This window comes from Winogradskyella litoriviva (assembly GCF_013249065.1).
In the GTDB taxonomy this organism is placed as follows: Bacteria; Bacteroidota; Bacteroidia; order Flavobacteriales; family Flavobacteriaceae; genus Winogradskyella; species Winogradskyella litoriviva.
In genome coordinates this window covers 445856-466554 of sequence record NZ_JABRWQ010000002.1, presented here as the reverse complement: position 1 = coordinate 466554, position 20699 = coordinate 445856, and the positions used below count along the sequence as shown (strand labels likewise).

Sequence of the window (20699 nt, the reverse complement as noted above, 5' to 3'; positions counted from 1 at the left end):
ACTTTAATACTTATTTTTTTTCTGTTATTATTGAGTTTAATTGTTTTCCAAAAATAGCAGAAACACTTGCAGCTAAGCCACCAATAATACTAGTAACTAACATTAGAATATATGGGTTTCCACCTAACGGTAATAGTATAGCAATACGTTTGGCTAAAATAAAATCGTTACTACTGCTTAATATATAGCTGTATACAAACCAAAATAAAAGAATGGCAAAAAATGGAATAAAAAATACAGCTGCTTTTTTTAAAGGAATAAATAAAGCTGTTACTGTTGCAGCAATCATAACAGACCACCAAGGCAATACTAATGAGAGTATATATGCTAAGATAATTGTAACTATAAAATGGAGTATGTTCTTGCTCATTATTTACTAGGTGTTAAGGTTTGTGTACCGATAACAGCTTCTGTTGTGGTATCATTTTCTAAAAAATTAAGGCTATGATAATTTCCTGCAGCCCAATCATCAATAAAATTATCGTAGTATTTACTTCCTGGATTTCCAGATTGTCCACCAGGATAAATGCCTAATGCCGTAGGAGGAGAGGTCATTTCTACAATCATCCGCCAAGAAGGTCCCCAATTTTCTGAAGTCGCGTTTACAATGTTTTTTCCTCCACCAATTGGTATATCAAATCGAGAAAAGGCAGGTAAAGCTTGTAATAAATGGCCTGCAAAAGTGCCTTTGTAATTTACCCATGCAAGGTCACCATTTTTAGTTTTCCAATTATTAAGTTTTGTAACCGCTTTGCTAAAACTAAGATTAAATAAATCTTTTGCAGTTTCCTTTTCTGGTGTTTCTATTATATCCATAAAATCGTCGTCGCCATTGTTTTTTAATAAATAGATAGTTTGGTACGTAAATGGAGGTTCAATTGCTGTGTCTTTTACGTCAAATTCATCCCAAACCATATGGCTTAAAATAGGCCACCAAGCACTCCAAATACTTGGCCCTATTTCTGTCATGTCATTGTTGTATTTCCATTTTTTAGCGATGTCATAAATTTCTTTTTCTTCTTTAGTAAAGTTAGAAGTATTCATTTTTTCTAACATATATGGCATTAATTCAGCTGCTTTAAGATTGTAATTGTTATTGTGTAAATCCTTAAAGTCTTTAACGTTAAACTTGTCTTTAGAATTAAAAAAATCATTAATTACTCTATTTCTGTACGTTTCATAGCCATCATTAAATACAAAAAATGGATAGTTTTCATCTACAGGAGTTTGGTTAGCAGAACTTACAAATCCGCGTTCTGGGTTTTTTGTATGTGCATTAAATTGCTGAGGTATAAAGCTTTGCCAATCATTTTCAGGTTTACTGCCATCCATTACAAATTTACCTTGACCTTCCCATTTATTAGGAAACAATCCTTGAACCCAAATGGCAATATCACCTTCGGTAGAGGCAAACACAAAATTTTGAGCTGGTGCAACCCAACTTTTTAAAGCATTAACATAGTCGTCATAGTTTTTAGCTTTGTTCATTTCCGTAAATGTTTTTTGACCATTACTAGGAATATGACCAGTCCATTGCATCGCATAACCAGACAATTCATTATCTGATTTAAAATTTTTATCATAAACCACTGGTCCATGATGTGTATAGAGTACAGAATCTTTGTAAGTTTCTTTTCCTTTTATTTTGATTTCTTCAACTCTAACGGAAATATCTTTCCATTGGTTATCAAATTTGTATTGCGTTCTATCATCATTAAATTCAATTTTGTACCAATCTATAACATCTCTAGTAGCATTAGTTTCTCCCCAAGAAATATGCTCATTAAAACCAGAAATTACAGCTAATGCTCCAGGAAGTGTTGCTCCAAAAGCATTGTGATTTGGTGTGCTTAATTGCATTACAAACCAAATGGAAGGTAAGTTGAGTCCTAAATGAGGATCATTTGCTAAAATGGCATGGCCTGAGTTAGATTTTTTACCAGAAACAGCCCAATTATTACTACCATAATTTGGGTCTGGTTTATCTATAGTTTCGGCTATAGAGTCTAAAACAGGTAAAGTGTTTGGATTTGGAGTTTGTGGTACATCTATGAAGCTCCAATCCGTTTCTTTAGGGATAATAGGCTCTGTAATATCGAAGAAATCTGGGAACAATAAATCAAACCGTTCTTTTCCAAAAAGTCTTAAAGCGTTGGTATTTTCAATGTCCTCGTCTCCACCAGCCAACATCTTTGTCATGTACATTAATAACAACGCTGATTTTTTAGGTGTCCAAGGTTCTGGTTTATAATCTAATAATTTGTATTCAACTGGATAATTATTTGGGTTTAGTTGATTGATATAACTATTAACACCTTCAGAATACGCTTGTATCAGTGCCATTGTGTTTTCGTCTTCAGACATTTTTTTTAAACTCTGTTCTGCACCATATACCATGCCTCTTCTGCGCTCTTGCCTGTCGTAATTTAATGCTTTTTCACCTATTAATTCTGATAATCGTCCTGCTGCAGCATAAGTTTGAAATTCCATTTGCCAAAGTCTATGCTTAGCCGTAATATAACCTTGAGCTCTGTACAAATCGAGTTCGTTTTGTGCAAAAACATGTGGAATTAATTGGGCATCATAATGGACGGTTACTTTGTCTTTTAAATTAGGAATTGAGATTTCTCCGGCTATGGATTCGTCATTTTCATTTTGCCAGACGCCAGAATATGGGTTTAGAAATTTACCGATAGGAGGAATGGTTCCAAATTTTGTGTTGAGGGCATAAAATATGGCAATGGTTAGTATAAAGGATAGGATAAGTTTGAAGTATTTCATTTTATCAAATAATTATTGATTTTAAAAATACCAATTATTATTAAATGCTACGATAAAACAAATAATGAATTTTAATTGAATACTTGGCTATTACTATTTAAGAATAATAGAGTCAATTAATAGCATGAAGGATTCCTCTTTTTTATTCCCAATTAAAAACGTAATGTTTTCCATTTGTTCTCCGTTATAATTTGGAATATCTAAGGCATAACCTCTAAAAGATGGAGACATTTCTTTAAACGGAATTTCAATGGTTTGCCAGTCTCTAGTAGTGTTGAATTTATATATATAAGAATGACGACTGTTACTATTAGCTTTTACTCTAAATTGAAACATTTTTCCATCACCTTTTATTCTAATAATAAATTTAGAATAACCTGAGCTGTTTAATGTTTCAAAAGCATATCTTACAGAAGAGAATCCACCATTATTTTCTAAGGATATTTTTCCAGAGAACTCACCATATCCTTCATTACTTAATTTAAATTCTCCGTTAGAGCGTCCTCCCATTACCACATCATCTACAATTTTCCAATTAGAAATATTGCTATCAGAATTAAAGTTGAATATTGTCATGGTTTGAAAAACTAAAAGCAGCAATATATACTTAACGATTGTCATTTTATAAAAATACAATGGCACTCGTCTAATGAAAACTATTTTTTGAAAACTTTAGGAATTATCTGAGCACTAGTTTCTTTACAACTTCTTTTTGTAAGGACTCATTAAGCATTTTTATGATTTTGTCAGTTCCGTAACTTAGTTCTTCTCTAAGAACACTAGAGCTGAGTTGTACATATAATGTTTCGTGTTTTAATTCTATAGCTGTTGTGTAATTGTTAACGCCATTTCCCATAAGGTTAGCCCAAGCTTCACGCACATCTACTTTATCTAAACCAGATTGTAGATTGTTAGTTTGCACAAACTCTTTTAGAATGTCTTCAATGGTTTGGTTATCGTTGTTTCGTTTTGCCATTTTATTTCAACTGAAAGTGTTACCTTTTATTATTCAATATCTAACTTAATAGGCGTATAGCGTTTATACAAATATACATTCTTATTTTCATTAATAATTTTTAGCTGAAGAGAGTCAGCATTTAAAACGGTTTCCTTCCAATTAGCATAAGGTGTCGTATAATAAATTATTAAACTATTATCTTCAATTTTTAACTGAATGGCTTCCGCATCTCCAGAAGCAAAATACTGGTCATTTATACCTGGTTTTAGTTTTTTTCTGAAACCTGTTAGACTATCATTTATACTAATATAATCTATGGTTTCATTAAATTGATACTCTTTTTTACTGCCATCTGCCATGGTAACTTCTTGTATTTCCCAATAGCCTTCTAGATGTTTTATGTGCGTTTCTGGGTTTTTAGAACAACTTAGTATTAGTAAGCAGAATATCCATAAGTAGTTTTTCATAATTTGAAAATTTTATAAGATTGATGCGTTTGTTTTATAACATTTTCAGTGCGCTCAGCATGAGTATCACTAATAAAGATTTGCCCAAAATGCTCATCGTCCACGAGACTAATAATTTGTGCTACTCTGTTTTCATCTAACTTATCAAAAATATCATCTAAAAGTAGAATTGGAGAAACACCACTTTGCTGTTTTATAAAATCGAATTGCGCTAATTTTAAAGCAATTAAAAACGACTTTTGCTGACCTTGACTACCGAATTTTTTAATTGGAAAATCATCTATTAAAAACACCAAATCATCTTTGTGAGTACCAACACTAGTATATTGTAATGCCTTGTCTTTATTAATGTTTTTAGCTAGTAAATCAATTAAATCAGTGTCAAACAAATCACTTTTATACTTTAAATCTATTGCTTCCTTATTCTGACTGATAGCTTCGTAGCGTGCTTTAAAAATAGGAATAAAAGTTTGTAAAAAAGCATCTCGCTTTTTAAATATTTCACTTCCATAACTATGAAGCTGTTCATTATATATAGCAAGTGTATCTGCATTAAAAGTGTTGTTTAAAGCAAAATATTTTAAAAGCGCATTACGTTGAGATAATACTTTATTATAGTTAATTAATTCTGCTAAATAGCTTTTGTCACTTTGAGAAATTACACTGTCTATAAATTTACGTCTTGTATCGCTACCTTCTATAATTAAATCTCTATCTGCAGGAGAGATAATAACTAAAGGAATAAAACCAATATGCTCGCTGAATTTTTCGTAAGCCTTACTGTTTTTTTTAATGACTTTTTTTTGGCCTCTTTTTAGGGATACTATTATTTTTTCTTCCCGTTCATTTTTAGTGAATTTTCCATCGACCACAAAAAACTCTGCATTGTGGTTTATATTCTGAATTGCTATGGGATTAAAATAACTTTTTCCAAAAGCTAAGTGATAAATAGCATCTAAAGCGTTTGTTTTACCAATACCGTTTGCGCCAACAAAACAGTTGATTTTGGCGTCAAAATCGAAAACTTGGCTTTCAAAATTTTTATAATTAATTAAAGATAGTGTGTTTAGATTCATGAAAAGTACACGGATTCCTTGATTTTACTGATGTAGAAAAGCTTTGAGGCTTGTTATTAATTATTCAAAAATAACAAATAAATAGGCTTTTAAATCCCAATAAAAATTTTATTTTTGCGCACGCACAAAATGACAATTTATGGCAACGTATAATAAAAGAGGCTACAAACCAAAAACCAAAAAAGAAAAGGAAGTAATTGTTGAAGAAGATTCAACAACAGCTGAAGTGTTTAACACTTTAGATGAAGGTGCTTCTAAAGCAGAGGAATGGGCTGTAAAAAACCAAAAATATATTTTAGGTATTGTTGGTATTATTGCAGTATTGGTTTTGGCATATATGGCTTATAATAGATTTCTAGCAGAACCTAAAGAAAAGGATGCTATGAACGAAATGTATACAGCAAAGAAATATTTTAACGAGGCGGTTAGCGGTACATCAGCAGATTCGCTTTACAGAATGTCTTTAGAAGGTGGAGAAGGTAAATACGGTATGTTAGATATTATTGATAATTATGGTGGTACTCCTGCTGCTAATTTAGCAAACTATTATGCTGGTATGGCTTATTTAAATCTAAAAGATTACAAAAATGCCATTTCACATTTAGATGATTTTTCTAGTGATGATAAAATGTTAGGTCCTATTTCAAAAGGAGGAATAGGTGATGCGTTTGCTCAATTAAACCAGTTAGATAAAGCATTAGAATATTACGAAAAAGCTTTTAAAGCAAACGTTAACGATTATACAACGCCTTTGTATTTAATGAAAGCAGCTAAAGTTGCTATTGAATTAGGTAATAATAGTAAAGCATTAGATTATTTAACTCGTATTAATGCTGAATTCTCAGAATCTAACGAAGCTAAGAATACAGATGTATTAATCGGTAAAGTAGAGGCAAGCTTATAGTATATGGCAACTGCAAATCAAAATTTATCTAATTACGATAAAGCTACAATCCCAAACGCGAAAGATTTTCGGTTTGGGATTGTTGTTTCAGAATGGAATGAAAAAATCACAGAAGGCCTATGGCAAGGTGCTTTTGATGCGCTAATAGATTGTGGTGCAATAAAGGAAAACATTGTGCGTTGGAACGTACCTGGTACTTTTGAGTTAACTTATGGTGCTGCAAGAATGAGTAAAAGTATCTATGCAGATTCAGATATGTTAGATGCCATTATTGTAATAGGTTGTGTTATACAAGGTGAAACTAAACATTTTGATTTTGTTTGTGAAGGTGTCACACAAGGAATAAAAGATTTAAACCTTAAAGGTGATATTCCTGTTATTTTCTGTGTACTAACAGATAATAATATGCAACAATCCATTGACCGTTCTGGCGGAAAGCATGGTAATAAAGGTACAGAAGCAGCAATAGCTGCAATAAAAATGGCAGAGCTTAGAAGAAGTACTAAGAGTTAGTGTCTATTTAATATTTGACTTGTATTCCTTATTTTTTATTTCAAATTCTCTCTAAAAATCTAGAACTGGCATTCTTTTTGTTGATAATTTTAAGGAATCCTTAGGTATTTGTTCCTTGTATTTTAAGTAACTTTGATAAAATCTCATTCTCATGTTTTCAACATTTTTCAAACAAAATAAGAATAAAAGATATAATTATACACCACGTTATTATGACGAAAGAAAAGAACGTCTAGATAATTTGAAAAAAAAGCATGGATTGATAGAGGATGATAATCCCACTAAAAGGTCTACAAGAACAAATTTTAGGAGTGAGTGGAATCAAAATAGTAAAATTCAAAGTGATAAAAATACTAGGATTCGATTACTAATAATCTTTGTTTTTCTTCTATTGGCTGCCTATGTTACTTTGAATTATTTAGATCTTTCAGTAATTTTTTAATGTCAGATATTATTCAACTTTTACCCGATCATGTTGCCAATCAGATTGCAGCAGGTGAGGTCGTTCAGCGTCCAGCTTCTGTAGTTAAAGAACTATTAGAAAATGCTATAGATGCTAATGCTACCGAAATAAAATTAATTGTTAAAGATGCAGGAAAAACACTAGTACAAGTTATTGACAATGGTAAAGGTATGAGTGTTACAGATGCGCGCTTAAGTTTTGAGCGTCATGCCACTTCTAAAATAAAGGCTGCTGAAGATTTATTTCAACTTAATACTAAGGGGTTTAGAGGTGAAGCTTTAGCGAGTATTGCTGCAATTGCTCATGTAGAGTTAAAAACAAAACAAGAGCAAGATGATTTAGGTACTGTAATTGTTATTGAAGGAAGCGAAGTAAAGTCTCAAGAGGTTTCCGTAACACCAACGGGTACATCAGTTTCGGTAAAGCATTTGTTTTTTAATATTCCGGCGAGACGAAATTTTTTAAAATCAGATACCGTAGAATTACGTCATATTACAGACGAATTTCATCGTGTGGCTCTAGCGCACCCAAATATAGCCTTCGTATTCTATCATAACGGAAGTGATTTGTTTAATGTTCCACAAGAAAATTACAGACAACGTGTGGTACATATTTTTGGGACCAAAACCAATGAAAAATTAGTACCTGTAGAAGAAGAAACAGAAGTTTTAAAAATATCTGGATTTGTAGGGAAACCTGAATTTTCTAAAAAAACAAAATCCGAACAGTATTTTTTTGTTAATCAGCGTTTTATAAAAAGCCCTTATCTTAATCATGCTATAAAATCTGCTTTTGAAGGCTTGTTAAAAGACAGTTATCATCCAAGTTATTTTTTAAATCTTACTGTTGATCCAAAGTCTATTGATATTAATATTCATCCTACAAAAACTGAAATAAAATTTGATGATGAGCATACCCTTTACGCTATTTTACGTTCTGCAGTAAAACATAGTCTCGGACAATTTAATATTGCACCAATTTTAGATTTTGAACAGCAAAGTAGTTTTAATACACCTTATATTTATAAGAATAAATCAGCATCAACTCCAGCAATTGAAGTAGATCGCAGTTTTAATCCGTTTGAGGACGATACTTCATCTAAAAACGGAATTTCAAAAAAAACCAATTATAATAGTGATTTTAAATCCTCACCTGCAGCATCTTGGGAAAGTTTATATGTAGGATTGGAATCTAAAGGAAATAATTCAGAGTCTGATTTTAGTGAAGTGACTTTTGAGAGTGAGGCTAAAACGGAATCTATTTTTAGTGATTCTTTAATAGAAACGACAAAAACAACGTTTCAACTGCAACAAAAATATATTGTAAGTACTTTAAAATCTGGAATGTTAGTTATAGATCAGAATAGAGCGCATCAACGTATTTTATATGAGAATTTCTTAAAGCATATCACAATCCAAGAAGCAACAAGTCAGCAATTATTGTTTCCGTTGCAATTGCATTACACACCAAATGAAACAAAAATAATTAAAGACTTAAAAGCTAATTTAGAGCATACTGGATTTGTGTTTTCAAAATTAGATACTAAAGAAATTACAATTACAGGAGTGCCTGTAGGTGTGCCAGAAAGTGAAGTGTCTATTATTTTAGAGCAATTAATTAGTGATGTAGAAAATGATGTGCCAGATTCTAACTTTAGCGCTTCAGATTTGTTAGCTAAGTCAATGGCAAAGAGTTTAGCCATTAAAAATGGTCAATCTTTAAATAGTACAGAGCAAGAACATATGGTAAATAGCTTGTTTGCCTGTAAGGAACCTAACGTATCGCCAACCAATAGACCAACGTTTATTACTATGGCTGTTGATGATATTGAGAAAAAATTTATGTAGAATATGAGATTTACTATTACAGATGCTGTTAAGCATTTAATTATAATTAATGTTGTAATGTTCATTGGAACTATAACATTGGGTGGAGGACAATTGTTTAATGAATTATTCACCATGTATTTTCCAACCAATGATTTATTTAAACCATGGCAAATTGTAACACATATGTTTATGCATGGTAGTCCTGCGCATTTACTTTTTAATATGTTTGCGTTGTGGATGTTTGGCACTCCTGTAGAGCAAAGATTAGGAACTAAAAAATTTTTATTTATCTATTTTTCGGCAGGTTTAGGTGCGTTATTGTTTCAGTTGGGTTACTATTATTATGATTATTTTTCTGCAATGCAAAGTATTGCAGATTTAAACCTGAATAGTGATTTGTTGCGCAAAATAATGAATATAGATGCAACAGAAGGACAATATATTAAGGGCGAAATTTTGCAAGAAAAAATGATTCCACTTTTAAATGAAGCAAAGTTTACTACTTCTATTTCTGGTGATCAGTTTAGTGCACTTTTTAATTTGAACGTTCTAAATTTAAGCGCAATGGTTGGAGCATCTGGTTGTATTATGGGAATTATGGCTGCTTTTGCAATGATGAATCCAGACGCAAAACTTATGATGATTTTCTTACCAATTCCTGTTAAAGCCAAATACTTTATTCCAGGACTTATAATTCTAGATATTATTTCGGCATTTACAGGTCAATCTTTCTTTAGTCCAAGTAATACAGCATATATGGCTCATGTTGGTGGTGCAGTTTTAGGTTTTATTATTATGTGGTATTGGAAAAAAAATGAAAAGAATAAATACCGTTGGAATTAATTATGAGTACTATTCAAAATTTAAAATATAAATTTCAGAACCTAGATGTTTTTGGTAAAATCATTGCCATTAACGTTTTAGTGTTTCTTATTAGTTTAGTATTTGAAGCTCTGTTGAGAATTGATGTATATACTTATTTTGAATTACCATCTGGTATCATGGACTTTTTGTTTCAGCCATGGTCAATAATTACTTATGGGTTTTTACATAATGGATTTTTTCATTTGGCTTTTAATATGCTATTCTTGTTTTATTTATCAAGAATAACAACTAATTTATTTAGGCAAAAAATGATTCTTAATATTTATTTCTTAGGAATTATTTGTGGTGGTTTAGCTTATTTGGCCGTTGCTAATTTACTGCCATTTAATATTGTAGGTAAAAATGGTGTTCTTGTTGGTGCTTCAGCAGGAGTAAGTGCACTTTTGTTATTTGTGGCAGCATATCTGCCAAATACAGAGATAAGGTTGTTTAATGCGTTTAATGTAAAGTGGAAACATATTGCTATGGTAATTGTTGGTTTAGACCTATTTAGATTAATGACAGGAATAAATCAAGGCGGTTATATAGCTCATTTTGGAGGTTATCTTTTAGGGTATATTTACGCTACAAAATTATTGAAAGGTACTGATATAGGTATTGGTTTTGAACGAACAATGGATAGTTTTATGAGTCTATTTAGACCAAAATCTAATCTCAAAACTGTGCATCGTAAAAAAGTAACCAAAGATTATGCAGGCAAGACAAAAGAAGAATTTAACACGTATAATAATCAGAAAAAAATCGATTTAATTCTCGATAAAATTAGTAAAAGTGGCTATGAAAGCTTAACTGCAGAGGAAAAAGAATTTCTTTTTAAAGCAGGTAAATAATTAAAACGTGAAAAAATTAAAATTTGGCAGTAAAATTCTATTTGTAATCAATTCGTTGATTGCATTTTTATTGCTTATTTCTTATGTTTTACCTTACATTCCACCAAAAAGTTTTGCAACGTTATCTGTTTTAAGTTTAGGTGTGCCTTTACTTATTATTTCAAATATAATTTTCTTTGTTTTTTGGTTATTACGTTTAAAAAAACAGTTTATTTTATCTCTTGTAGTTTTACTTTTAGGATGGAATTATATCAGTTTAATGTATAAGTTCTCAGCTTCTGAAGTTGTTGTGGAAGACTCCAATTTTTCAGTAATGTCTTTTAACGTTAGAGTATTTAATAAGTTTGAATGGCTTCCTAAAAATATTGATAAAAACAGTATAATAGAATTTATTGAAAATAATGAAGCTGATATTATATGTCTGCAAGAATATCCTAGAGGCCAGCGTATGAGTTTAAAAGGATATTATAGTTTTAATGCTACATATAAGAAAGGGATTAAAGGAGGTCAAGCTATTTTTTCTAAATTTCCAATTGTAAATTCTGGTTCACTAGAGTTTCCACATACTAATAATAATGCTATATATGCAGATATTGTAAAGCAAAAAGATACAATTAGAGTTTATACATTTCATTTGCAATCTTCAGGGATTGAAACGGATGTTGAAAAGCTGAAAGAGGAAACCTCAGAACATTTGTTTAAGCAAGTTGGAGCAACTTTTAAGGCACAGCAAGACCAAGTAGAATTATTCCTAGCTCACAAGGCAAAGTGCCATTATAAAACAATAATTACTGGTGATTTTAATAATACAGCTTATTCTTATATCTACAGAAAGGTAAAAGGTGATGATTTAATTGATGCTTTTGAAGAAGCCGGAAGTGGTTTTGGACGTACTTATGATTTTAAGTTTTTCCCAATGAGAATCGATTTTATTTTAGCCGATGAAGATTTTACAGTTAATGGATATAAAACTTTTGATGTAAAACTTTCTGATCATTACCCAATAAAGGCGATATTAAAATTACATTAAGGTACAATCTGCTAAGTCTGCAATTATATGTATCACTAATCCTAAGCCAATTAATCTTGTTTTCTTCGGAATTAATAAAAGAATATAAATAACAATGGCATAATAGGAGTGAAGCGGATGAAAATTAATACTACAACGGTTAGGATCAAACATAGGATTGGCCAATAGATGATCTAAGTCTATAAGCATTCCCATAATCATAATGACGTAAGCTTTAATCCAATTTTTTTTGTAAAAAACTAAGGCAACAATTAAAGGTACACCAAAATGTATTCCGTAATGAACTATTGGCTGAAACATAGTGGATTAAACGAATGAAGCTTTTTGTTGTTTTAGATATAACTCTGTATTAGGACCTTCATTAAATATAAGGTCTAATATACTAAGATTAGAGATAAAGCCATGTTTTTCGGTAAATACTTGAGTATACGTTTGAAATGAGTCAACTTTAAAATTACGATTTGTTAAGTCCCTTAAATCTACTTTTCCTGTGGGCTGTTTTTCAAAATTTGAAGTATGTATTGGTTTTATGTCTAATTGAAGCGTATTATTTAGAAATTCAAAACATTTTAAATTAAAATCAAGAATAAAATCAAACTGTAACTCAAAAAGTGGCATTAAATCATCGATATAAAATTCAAAAAAAGGCGACATGCTATAAGCTGACTGCAATGATTTTAAATGCTGAACTTGCCACTGAGCTTCATTAGCAATCTTTACATCCTTACTTAATTGCCTATTTTTTTGAGAATAGGTTACAGGTACAGTTAATGCAAGTTTACCGTTGGCACCATAGATTTCTGTTCTATTTCTAAAGGATTGCTTTTGGTAATTATCACAAACTTCAAAATGAATTGAATCTGCATTAACAATAGCCCAAAAATGTGCAATATTTGGAAAATATGTTGGATGAATTATGGCTTTCATTATGACTTTATTATAAAGCCTAATTACGACTTAGCTTTCTTTTTCTTACGCCATTTATTAAAAAATACAAGACCTAAAATAAGAATAATAAAAGGAATAATATAAGAGGTGCGTTCACCGCTTCCGCTAACTGTAGTAAAAACCCTGTCCCAACGAATTTTTACGTCATTAGATCCACCAAGAATACCATCAATACTCATCCAAATAAAAACAGGTTTACCAAAAATATGGTCGTAAGGTACAAATCCCCAATATCTACTATCAATAGAGTTGTGTCTATTGTCACCCATCATCCAATAATAATCTTGATTAAAAGTGTATGAGGTTGCTGGTTGGTCATCAATTAAAATTTGGTTTCCTCTTGTAACTACTTTATGGCCTTCATACTCTGAAATGGCACGTTTGTAAATTGAAATATTTTCGGTATTCAGTTGCACAGTAGCTCCCGCTTTAGGAATCCACATAGGTCCAAAATTATCGGTATTCCATTTGTAATTTGGGTCTCTTGGAAAAATACCAGCATCTACACCTTTTTCTGTTTTTAATGCTGTAATGCTTGCCACTTCTGGGTGTGATTTTAGTTTAGCAATTGCTTCTTTTGTTGCAGCCGGAATTCTATAAGAACCCTCTACAGAACCATAACCTAAGCCATCAGTAATATCATATTTTTTTAATATATCATAGATTCTTGCTGGTTGTAATTGTCGCTTAAATGTAACTTCATATGAAAACTGAATATGTGCTCTGGGTGGTAATTTATTCTGCTTCCCATTAATAAAGACATAACCATTTCTAATCTCTAAAGTATCGCCAGCAATACCAACACAACGCTTTACTAAGTTCGTTTTTTTGTCTATAGGTTTATAGTAATTACGATCGGGATTAAAAACATTCATATCCAATAAAGTATCGGCTGGTTGATTAAAAACCACAATATCATTACGCTCTACACTTTCAAAACCAGGTAATCTTAAATAAGGGAGTTGGAATTTATTTTTCCAAGAGGTGCTACGCTCTTCAAAATTATCATCAAATAAATAAGATTTTGTGTTTAATTTAGGAATTGTATCATGTACCATAGGTGCAGCAACCGTTGTCATTGGTACTCTTGGTCCATAATGTAATTTACTTACAATTAAAAAATCACCAACCAATAACGATTTCTCTAATGATGATGATGGTATTACAAATGGTTGAAAGAAATAAGTATGTACAATAGTTGCAGCTACAATGGCAAAAAGAATTGAAGTTATCCATTCTCCTGCTGTTGTTTTTGGTGATAATTTTCTGTCTTCAATATAACTAACATCTGCAATATAGTTGAGATAAAACAAATAAAAACCTAATGTTACTATACACAAAAGGGCATCTAGTTTACTATCTTTTCCGTAGGCTCTAGCAGTTTCTACCCAAACTGCAGGAATCATTATAAGATTAACAATTGGTAAAAACATTAAAATAATCCACCACCAAGGACGCGATATTATTTTCATTAAAATAACAGCATTGTAAATTGGTACAAATGCTTCCCAAGCTTTTCTTCCAGCTTTAACGTATAATTTCCATGTGCCTAAACCATGAATAATTTGTATAATGAGTAAAAAGATAAACCACTGTGTCCAGCTCATAATGTAGTATTTAATCTAGTAGGTTGAAAATTATTTCAATTTGTTTCAAAACTTTGGCAAATTAACCAATGTTTAACACATCTTTCATAGTAAAGATGCCTTTTTTGTCTTTAATCCATTCTGCTGCAATAACGGCTCCCATTGCAAAACCTTGTCTGCTATGCGCAGTATGCTTAATACTAATAGAATCAATTTCAGAATAATAAGTCACTTCATGAGTGCCAGGAACGTCTTCTATACGTTTAGCGTTAATAAGAATTTCGTTTGCTTCAGGCTGCTCTAAAGTCCAATTTTTGTAATCAGAATTTTTAATGATTTGTTCAGCTAGGGTAATTGCAGTTCCACTTGGAGCATCTAGTTTTTTAGTATGATGGATTTCTTCCATTTCAATGTTATATTCAGAAAATCCAGACATTAATTCACTTAGTCTCTTATTGATTTCAAAAAATATATTTACACCTAAACTAAAATTAGAGGCGTATAAAAAGGATCCGTTTTTTTCTTTGCAATAAGCTACAACGTCATCATATTGTTCTAACCAACCCGTTGTTCCAGATATTACCGGAACACCAGCGTCTATTGCTTTTTTTATATTGTAAACAGCAACCGTTGGAATACTAAAATCTATAGCCACATCAGCATCTGCAAAATTATAATCGGAGTCCGCATCAGAAACTTTTAATACAATGCTATGGTCGCGATTTATGGCAATGGATTCAATGCTTTTTCCCATTCTACCATAACCGAGTAGTGCTATTTTCATATTAAAATTTAAAATTAAGTGTTAGGCCTAAGTCTGAAGAATTTTCCATTTCGTTGTATTGGTAATGTGGACTTAAGGTTAGGTTTTCATCTACATTAAATTGCAGTAAATGCGCATCTATATTAGCATCGAGTATATTTAATGCATAAAAACCAAGAGTTACCAAAAGTGATAAGTCTTTATTCCGTCGCGCTTGTTCTTGTGCTCTAACTAATGCATCTGAAGAAATATTTGGTGTATCACCATCACCATAAAATTCGTCATCTTTAAAACCTGCTAAGCGTCTTTTGTATGCATCTCTATAGCGATTAAGTTGTGTAGTATTAAAGTCGTATACTAAAATTCCACCAGTAATGGCTCCCCAAACAATTGGGATTTTCCAGTATTTTTTATTGTAAGCCTGACCTAAGCCAGGAAGTATAGCCGATAAAAATGCCGCTTTTGCAGGTCTTAATGGGTCAATCTCTTTTTTTATAATTGTATCAGTGGCAATAATTACCTTGTCGTTAATGGCAATACTAGTGCTATCTGTTTCTATTTGCGAATATGAAAATAGTATAGAAAACAAACCCAATAAAACGATGTAAAAACGCTTATTTATTTTCACGTTGAACTAATTTTTTAATACGATTAAAATCTTCTTCAGAATGAAATGGTATTGTTATTTTTCCGCTTCCGTTTTTAGCTACTTTTACATCAATTTTATGCCCAAAATATTCTGAAAATTCCTTAACACCTTTTTTAATGTGTTTTGGGATTTCTACGACACCATCTTCTGATTTTGTTGCTGTTTCTGGTGTATTATTTAAATTCTTTACTAATTGTTCTGTAGCTCTAACTGATAATTTGTTGCTAATAATTTTTTCATAAACTTCAAGCTGGTCAACTTGGTCTTCAATATTAACCATAGCACGTCCATGACCCATACTAATAAATCCATCACGAATACCGGTTTGAATTATTGGGTCTAATTTTAATAATCGTAAATAGTTAGCGATTGTAGAACGTTTTTTTCCAACACGTTCACTCATTTCTTCTTGGGTTAGATTAATTTCATCAATTAATCTTTGGTAGGATAGAGCAATTTCTATAGCATCTAAATCTTGGCGTTGAATATTTTCTACCAAAGCCATTTCTAAAGATTCTTGGTCATTGGCTATTCTTATATAAGCAGGAATAGTTTCTAAACCAATTAATTTTGAAGCTCTAAAACGACGCTCGCCAGAAACAAGTTGGTAATTGTTAAATGCTAATTTTCTAACAGTTATAGGCTGTATAACACCAAGCTCGCGAATTGAAGATGCTAATTCTCTTAATGTTTCTTCGTTAAAATTGGTTCTTGGTTGAAATGGATTAACCTCAATGCTATTAATATCGAGTTCTACAATATTACCAACTACTTTGTCTGCATTTTTATCTTCTGCTGAGTTAATATCATTCTCAGGGTCTTTCAATAGCGCAGAAAGGCCTCTTCCTAATGCTTGTTTTTTAGTTGCTTTCGCCATTATAATTCATTTTTCTTTATAAGCTCTTTTGCTAAGCTCAGATAGTTAACAGCGCCTTTACTGCTAACGTCATAGTTGATAATGCTTTCTCCATAACTTGGAGCCTCGCCTAAGCGTACGTTTCGTTGAATAATAGTATCAAAAACCATATCACTAAAGTGCTTTTGTACTTCTTCAACAACTTGATTTGATAAGCGTAAACGAGAATCAAACATCGTTAAGAGCATACCTTCTATATCTAACGCTTCATTATGTATTTTTTGTACACTTTTAATAGTATTTAACAGTTTTCCTAATCCTTCTAATGCGAAATATTCACATTGAATAGGGATAATTACAGAATCTGCTGCAGTAAGTGCATTTAACGTTAATAAGCCTAATGAAGGTGCGCAATCTATTAAAATATAATCGTAATCTGCTTTTAAGCCATGAATAGCTTTTTTTAGCATATACTCGCGTTCTTCCTTGTCTACAAGTTCAATTTCAATAGCTACAAGGTCAATGTGAGCAGGTATTACATCTACGTTAGGTGCGTTAGAAGCAACAATGGCTTCTTTTGCTTCAGAAGAATGCTCTATTAATTGGTAAGAGCCAATCTCAACTGCGTCTACACCTATGCCTAAACCAGAGCTTGCATTAGCCTGTGGATCGGCATCAATAAGTAATACTTTTTTCTCTAAAACTCCCAGTGAAGCTGCGAGATTTACTGAGGTTGTTGTTTTGCCAACACCTCCTTTTTGATTTGCTATTGCAATGATTTTACCCATTAAATGATTTGGTTAAATATAAAGTGATAAAATTACAATTATTTACGACTTTAGAAAATTGAAGTTGTTAACATTGACTTAAAGCATACAGATTTTGTTTTTGCCTAACTTTATATGTTTATTGTGCGTTTAGAAACGATAAAACTTTATTAAAGTATTTTTCGCCTCCCGTTTTCCATACGTTGAGATGATTGGCATTGTTTACTTCTAAAAACTCTTTATTTGCACTTTTTATTTTAGAATAATTTTCTTTTCCATAAGCTATCTTTATACGGTTGTCCTTATTGCCATGAACTATAAGGATTGGTTGTGTTATATTTTCGCAATACACAATTGGTTTGGCATCGTTAACATCAAAATTACCAATGCTTCCAGCTCTTTCAACCAAGTAGTTTGAAAAAGGTTGAAAACTAAATCCAGCATGAAGTTGAAAATAATCATTCACTATAGTTTTAAAATCAGAAAATGTGCTTTCAATAATTCCAAATTTAATCCGTTTATCAAATCCCATAGCTTGTAAACCAATAGCACCTCCTAATGATTGTCCCCAAATGCCAATGTGAGTTAAGTTTTCTTTTTTTATTAAATAGTCAATAACACTTTTTACATCTTTTTTTTCATTAACTCCAAATGTGCAGAATTGACCTTGGCTTTGTCCGTGAGCTCTAGAGTCTAATGCTACGGAATTAAATCCGTTTTGAGCTAAATACGTGCTTAAATCGAAAAAAGCTTCCTTATTAGAACGTATGCCATGTAATAAAATAATAGTGCCTTTGCTGAAATCTAAACTTGAAAAAGTTAATCTTGCGGATAATGTAATACCATCAAAAGCAGATATTTTTAAATCTTTTCTTTTAATATTGTTGTCAATATTTGAAGATATATCGAAGTCCTTAACTTTATTTCGTTTTATTAAGTTTACAACCGGATTTCTTATTTCAGTGATTAGTCTTGGAGCAAAAAAATGGGTAAAAAGTAGACCAATAATAAGTAAGATTAAAAAGGCTCTTTTTATGATTTTAATTTTTTTTGTTTTAAAAGTGTTATTCATCAATCAAAATCTCTAAAATCTGGATGGCAGCATCGCTAATTTTTGTTCCGGGACCAAATATAGCAGTTGCTCCTGCATCTAATAAATACTCATAATCTTGTTTTGGGATAACACCACCAACAATAACCATAATATCTTCGCGACCATAAGTTTTAAGTTCTTTAATAACTTGCGGAACCAAAGTTTTATGTCCTGCAGCTAGTGAAGAAATACCAAGTATGTGCACATCATTTTCTACAGCTTGTTTTGCTGCTTCTTTGGGTGTTTGAAAAAGAGGTCCAATATCTACATCAAAACCAACATCTGCATAGCCTGTTGCTATAACTTTTGCGCCTCTATCATGTCCGTCTTGTCCCATTTTTGCAATCATAATTCTCGGTCTTCTACCATCTTGCTCAGCAAATTTGTTAGCCAATGCTCTTGCTTTTTCAAAACTTTTATCGTCCTTCATTTCTTTACTGTACACACCTGAAAATGTTTTTATTTGTGCTTTATGTCTTCCGTATACGGCTTCTAAGGCATTGCTTATTTCTCCTAAAGTAGCTCGTTTTTTTGCCGCATCTACTGCTAAAGCTAATAAATTATCTTCACATGTTTTAGCTGATTCAGTTAATTTAGATAGAGCTAAAGCTACGGCTTCATTATCTCTAGTTGCTTTTATCTGTTTTAAGCGTTCAATTTGTTGTAGTCTAACAGTTTGGTTATCAACTTCTAGTATTGAGATTGGGTCTTCTTGGTCTAATTTATATTTGTTAACACCAACAATAATATCTTGATTAGAGTCAATACGTGCTTGTTTACGAGCGGCTGCCTCTTCAATTCGTAATTTCGGAATTCCGGCTTCAATAGCTTTGGTCATACCACCTAATTCTTCAACTTCCTCAATTAATTCCCATGCTTTTTTGGCGATATCATCTGTTAATTTTTCTATATAATAACTTCCTGCCCAAGGGTCAACTGTTTTTGTAATATGTGTTTCTTCTTGTAAGTAAATTTGTGTATTTCTTGCAATACGTGCAGAGAAATCGGTAGGTAAGGCTATGGCTTCATCTAAGGCGTTAGTGTGTAAACTTTGGGTTCCGCCAAAGGCTGCAGCAGATGCTTCAATACAAGTTCTGGCAACATTGTTAAAAGGGTCTTGCTCAGTTAAGCTCCAACCCGAAGTTTGACAATGAGTTCTTAGAGCTAAGGACTTTTGATTTTTAGGATTAAATGGCTTTACTATTTTAGCCCATAGCATACGCGCTGCACGCATTTTAGCAATTTCCATAAAATGATTCATTCCAATAGCCCAAAAGAAAGACAGGCGAGGAGCAAATGTATCAATATCCATACCTGCCGCTAATCCTTTTCTAATATATTCTAGTCCGTCAGCTAAGGTGTATGCTAATTCAATATCGCAAGTGGCACCTGCTTCTTGCATGTGGTAACCAGAAATACTAATACTGTTGAATTTTGGCATATTTTTGCTCGTATATTCAAAAATATCAGATATAATTTTCATTGAAGGTGTAGGCGGATAGATGTATGTATTTCTTACCATAAACTCCTTAAGAATATCATTTTGAATAGTTCCTGCAAGTTGTGCTGGCTTTACGCCTTGTTCTTCTGCTGCTACAATGTAAAATGCCAGAATTGGTAAAACTGCTCCATTCATAGTCATGGAAACCGACATTTTATCTAGCGGAATTTGGTCAAAAAGCACTTTCATGTCTTCTACAGTATCAATGGCAACACCTGCTTTACCAACATCGCCAACCACACGTTCGTGGTCTGAGTCGTAACCTCTATGTGTTGCTAAATCAAAAGCTATAGACAATCCTTTTTGGCCTGCAGCTAAATTACGTCTGTAAAAAGCATTACTTTCTTCTGCTGTTGAAAAACCTGCATATTGTCTTATAGTCCAAGGTCTGCGAACGTACATAGTTGAGTATGGACCGCGTAAATTTGGAGCAATACCAGCAACAAAATTTAAATGTTCTAAATCTTTAAGGTCGTTTTTAGAATAGGTAGATTTTACGTTTATATTCTCTGCAGTTAAAAACGTTTTTTGATCTGCCAAATCTAAATTTTGGTCTTCTTGTTTTAGTTTTAAATGTTGAAGATTTTTTCTTGACATAAGTGTAACTTGTTTATACAAATCAATGAGTATGTACTAATTTTGTTTTGGCTTTATTGCTTTTGTATTGAGTAAAGCGTTAATTGTTTATTTTTATTAATTCTATTAATCTTAAATGTGATTGTTTTTAAAAGTAAATTTTTACAGTCTTAAATTAGATACAAAGTATATAAAATATTAACTATAGATTTTTTCAATGCAAC

21 protein-coding genes are annotated in these 20699 nt (G+C 31.9%); 6 read left to right on the top strand and 15 right to left on the bottom strand.

Annotated features, from left to right (window positions below):
* Positions 1-10 precede the first annotated feature (10 nt).
* From HNV10_RS06065 to recF, 6 genes are all read right to left on the bottom strand, one after another.
* On the bottom strand, positions 11-370 hold the full coding sequence (locus HNV10_RS06065; protein ID WP_173300428.1) for a hypothetical protein: 360 nt from the start codon (positions 368-370) through the stop codon (positions 11-13).
* On the bottom strand, positions 370-2781 hold the full coding sequence (locus HNV10_RS06060; RefSeq protein ID WP_173300427.1) for a penicillin acylase family protein: 2412 nt from the start codon (positions 2779-2781) through the stop codon (positions 370-372). Before HNV10_RS06060 ends, HNV10_RS06065 begins: the two co-directional genes overlap by 1 nt.
* Before the next feature lie 93 nt (positions 2782-2874).
* Positions 2875-3357 carry a CIA30 family protein gene (locus HNV10_RS06055; RefSeq protein ID WP_173300426.1) on the bottom strand — a complete coding sequence of 161 codons (483 nt, stop codon included), beginning with the start codon at positions 3355-3357 and terminating at the stop codon, positions 2875-2877.
* 103 nt (positions 3358-3460) lie between these two features.
* Complete coding sequence (locus HNV10_RS06050; protein WP_173300425.1) at positions 3461-3757, bottom strand: DUF721 domain-containing protein; 297 nt, start codon at positions 3755-3757, stop codon at positions 3461-3463.
* Between the two features lie 29 nt (positions 3758-3786).
* Positions 3787-4206 (bottom strand): lipocalin family protein, encoded by a 420-nt coding sequence (locus HNV10_RS06045; RefSeq protein WP_173300424.1) that lies wholly within the window; start codon positions 4204-4206, stop codon positions 3787-3789.
* On the bottom strand, positions 4203-5282 hold the full coding sequence (recF, locus tag HNV10_RS06040) for a DNA replication/repair protein RecF (protein WP_173300423.1): 1080 nt from the start codon (positions 5280-5282) through the stop codon (positions 4203-4205). Before recF ends, HNV10_RS06045 begins: the two co-directional genes overlap by 4 nt.
* Positions 5283-5421: 139 nt before the next feature.
* Here recF and HNV10_RS06035 point away from each other — a divergent pair, with 139 nt between their 5' ends.
* The 6 genes from HNV10_RS06035 to HNV10_RS06010 all read left to right on the top strand — a co-directional run bounded on the left by HNV10_RS06035 (position 5422) and on the right by HNV10_RS06010 (position 11736).
* Positions 5422-6186 (top strand): tetratricopeptide repeat protein, encoded by a 765-nt coding sequence (locus tag HNV10_RS06035; protein WP_173300422.1) that lies wholly within the window; start codon positions 5422-5424, stop codon positions 6184-6186.
* A 3-nt stretch (positions 6187-6189) separates the two neighbouring features.
* Positions 6190-6699 carry a 6,7-dimethyl-8-ribityllumazine synthase gene (ribH, locus tag HNV10_RS06030; protein ID WP_173300421.1) on the top strand — a complete coding sequence of 170 codons (510 nt, stop codon included), beginning with the start codon at positions 6190-6192 and terminating at the stop codon, positions 6697-6699.
* A gap of 441 nt (positions 6700-7140) precedes the next feature.
* Complete coding sequence (mutL, locus tag HNV10_RS06025; protein ID WP_173300420.1) at positions 7141-9009, top strand: DNA mismatch repair endonuclease MutL; 1869 nt, start codon at positions 7141-7143, stop codon at positions 9007-9009.
* A 3-nt stretch (positions 9010-9012) separates the two neighbouring features.
* Positions 9013-9834: a rhomboid family intramembrane serine protease gene (locus HNV10_RS06020; RefSeq protein WP_173300419.1), complete on the top strand. Its 822-nt coding sequence runs from the start codon at positions 9013-9015 to the stop codon at positions 9832-9834.
* Positions 9835-9836: 2 nt separating this feature from the next.
* Entirely contained in the window at positions 9837-10706 is an 870-nt protein-coding gene (locus HNV10_RS06015; protein ID WP_173300418.1) for a rhomboid family protein, read from the top strand.
* A 7-nt stretch (positions 10707-10713) separates the two neighbouring features.
* On the top strand, positions 10714-11736 hold the full coding sequence (locus HNV10_RS06010; RefSeq protein WP_173300417.1) for an endonuclease/exonuclease/phosphatase family protein: 1023 nt from the start codon (positions 10714-10716) through the stop codon (positions 11734-11736).
* Here HNV10_RS06010 and HNV10_RS06005 read toward each other — a convergent pair.
* The 9 genes from HNV10_RS06005 to scpA all read right to left on the bottom strand — a co-directional run bounded on the left by HNV10_RS06005 (position 11728) and on the right by scpA (position 20496).
* Positions 11728-12036, bottom strand: coding sequence for a DUF6122 family protein (locus HNV10_RS06005; RefSeq protein ID WP_173300416.1), 309 nt, complete (start codon positions 12034-12036; stop codon positions 11728-11730). The genes HNV10_RS06010 and HNV10_RS06005 overlap by 9 nt on opposite strands.
* Before the next feature lie 6 nt (positions 12037-12042).
* Positions 12043-12663 (bottom strand): WbqC family protein, encoded by a 621-nt coding sequence (locus HNV10_RS06000; RefSeq protein ID WP_173300415.1) that lies wholly within the window; start codon positions 12661-12663, stop codon positions 12043-12045.
* A gap of 23 nt (positions 12664-12686) precedes the next feature.
* A complete protein-coding gene (lepB, locus tag HNV10_RS05995) occupies positions 12687-14291 on the bottom strand; it encodes a signal peptidase I (RefSeq protein ID WP_173300414.1) in 1605 nt (534 codons plus the stop codon).
* Between the two features lie 61 nt (positions 14292-14352).
* Positions 14353-15054 (bottom strand): 4-hydroxy-tetrahydrodipicolinate reductase, encoded by a 702-nt coding sequence (dapB, locus tag HNV10_RS05990; protein WP_173300413.1) that lies wholly within the window; start codon positions 15052-15054, stop codon positions 14353-14355.
* Position 15055: 1 nt separating this feature from the next.
* Positions 15056-15655 carry a DUF5683 domain-containing protein gene (locus HNV10_RS05985; protein ID WP_173300563.1) on the bottom strand — a complete coding sequence of 200 codons (600 nt, stop codon included), beginning with the start codon at positions 15653-15655 and terminating at the stop codon, positions 15056-15058.
* Positions 15648-16559, bottom strand: coding sequence for a ParB/RepB/Spo0J family partition protein (locus tag HNV10_RS05980; RefSeq protein WP_173300412.1), 912 nt, complete (start codon positions 16557-16559; stop codon positions 15648-15650). The genes HNV10_RS05985 and HNV10_RS05980 overlap by 8 nt, the downstream gene beginning before the upstream one ends.
* Positions 16559-17326 carry a ParA family protein gene (locus HNV10_RS05975; RefSeq protein WP_173300411.1) on the bottom strand — a complete coding sequence of 256 codons (768 nt, stop codon included), beginning with the start codon at positions 17324-17326 and terminating at the stop codon, positions 16559-16561. The genes HNV10_RS05980 and HNV10_RS05975 overlap by 1 nt, the downstream gene beginning before the upstream one ends.
* A 118-nt stretch (positions 17327-17444) precedes the next feature.
* Positions 17445-18377 (bottom strand): alpha/beta hydrolase, encoded by a 933-nt coding sequence (locus HNV10_RS05970; RefSeq protein WP_173300410.1) that lies wholly within the window; start codon positions 18375-18377, stop codon positions 17445-17447.
* Complete coding sequence (gene scpA, locus HNV10_RS05965; RefSeq protein WP_173300409.1) at positions 18370-20496, bottom strand: methylmalonyl-CoA mutase; 2127 nt, start codon at positions 20494-20496, stop codon at positions 18370-18372. The genes HNV10_RS05970 and scpA overlap by 8 nt, the downstream gene beginning before the upstream one ends.
* Between the last annotated feature and the right edge of the window lie 203 nt (positions 20497-20699).

Excerpts from the sequence above, each read along its gene's own strand:
- HNV10_RS06045 (WP_173300424.1), bottom strand. The coding sequence starts at position 4,206 with ATGAAAAACTACTTATGGATATTCTGCTTACTAATACTAAGTTGTTCT.
- HNV10_RS05975 (WP_173300411.1), bottom strand. The coding sequence starts at position 17,326 with ATGGGTAAAATCATTGCAATAGCAAATCAAAAAGGAGGTGTTGGCAAA.
- HNV10_RS06065 (WP_173300428.1), bottom strand. The coding sequence starts at position 370 with ATGAGCAAGAACATACTCCATTTTATAGTTACAATTATCTTAGCATAT.
- dapB (WP_173300413.1), bottom strand. The coding sequence starts at position 15,054 with ATGAAAATAGCACTACTCGGTTATGGTAGAATGGGAAAAAGCATTGAA.
- HNV10_RS06035 (WP_173300422.1), top strand. The coding sequence starts at position 5,422 with ATGGCAACGTATAATAAAAGAGGCTACAAACCAAAAACCAAAAAAGAA.
- HNV10_RS06020 (WP_173300419.1), top strand. The coding sequence starts at position 9,013 with ATGAGATTTACTATTACAGATGCTGTTAAGCATTTAATTATAATTAAT.
- scpA (WP_173300409.1), bottom strand. The coding sequence starts at position 20,496 with ATGTCAAGAAAAAATCTTCAACATTTAAAACTAAAACAAGAAGACCAA.
- ribH (WP_173300421.1), top strand. The coding sequence starts at position 6,190 with ATGGCAACTGCAAATCAAAATTTATCTAATTACGATAAAGCTACAATC.
- recF (WP_173300423.1), bottom strand. The coding sequence starts at position 5,282 with ATGAATCTAAACACACTATCTTTAATTAATTATAAAAATTTTGAAAGC.
- HNV10_RS05980 (WP_173300412.1), bottom strand. The coding sequence starts at position 16,559 with ATGGCGAAAGCAACTAAAAAACAAGCATTAGGAAGAGGCCTTTCTGCG.
- lepB (WP_173300414.1), bottom strand. The coding sequence starts at position 14,291 with ATGAGCTGGACACAGTGGTTTATCTTTTTACTCATTATACAAATTATT.
- HNV10_RS06050 (WP_173300425.1), bottom strand. The coding sequence starts at position 3,757 with ATGGCAAAACGAAACAACGATAACCAAACCATTGAAGACATTCTAAAA.
- mutL (WP_173300420.1), top strand. The coding sequence starts at position 7,141 with ATGTCAGATATTATTCAACTTTTACCCGATCATGTTGCCAATCAGATT.
- HNV10_RS06015 (WP_173300418.1), top strand. The coding sequence starts at position 9,837 with ATGAGTACTATTCAAAATTTAAAATATAAATTTCAGAACCTAGATGTT.
- HNV10_RS06055 (WP_173300426.1), bottom strand. The coding sequence starts at position 3,357 with ATGACAATATTCAACTTTAATTCTGATAGCAATATTTCTAATTGGAAA.
- HNV10_RS06000 (WP_173300415.1), bottom strand. The coding sequence starts at position 12,663 with ATGAAAGCCATAATTCATCCAACATATTTTCCAAATATTGCACATTTT.
- HNV10_RS06060 (WP_173300427.1), bottom strand. The coding sequence starts at position 2,781 with ATGAAATACTTCAAACTTATCCTATCCTTTATACTAACCATTGCCATA.
- HNV10_RS06005 (WP_173300416.1), bottom strand. The coding sequence starts at position 12,036 with ATGTTTCAGCCAATAGTTCATTACGGAATACATTTTGGTGTACCTTTA.
- HNV10_RS05970 (WP_173300410.1), bottom strand. The coding sequence starts at position 18,377 with ATGAATAACACTTTTAAAACAAAAAAAATTAAAATCATAAAAAGAGCC.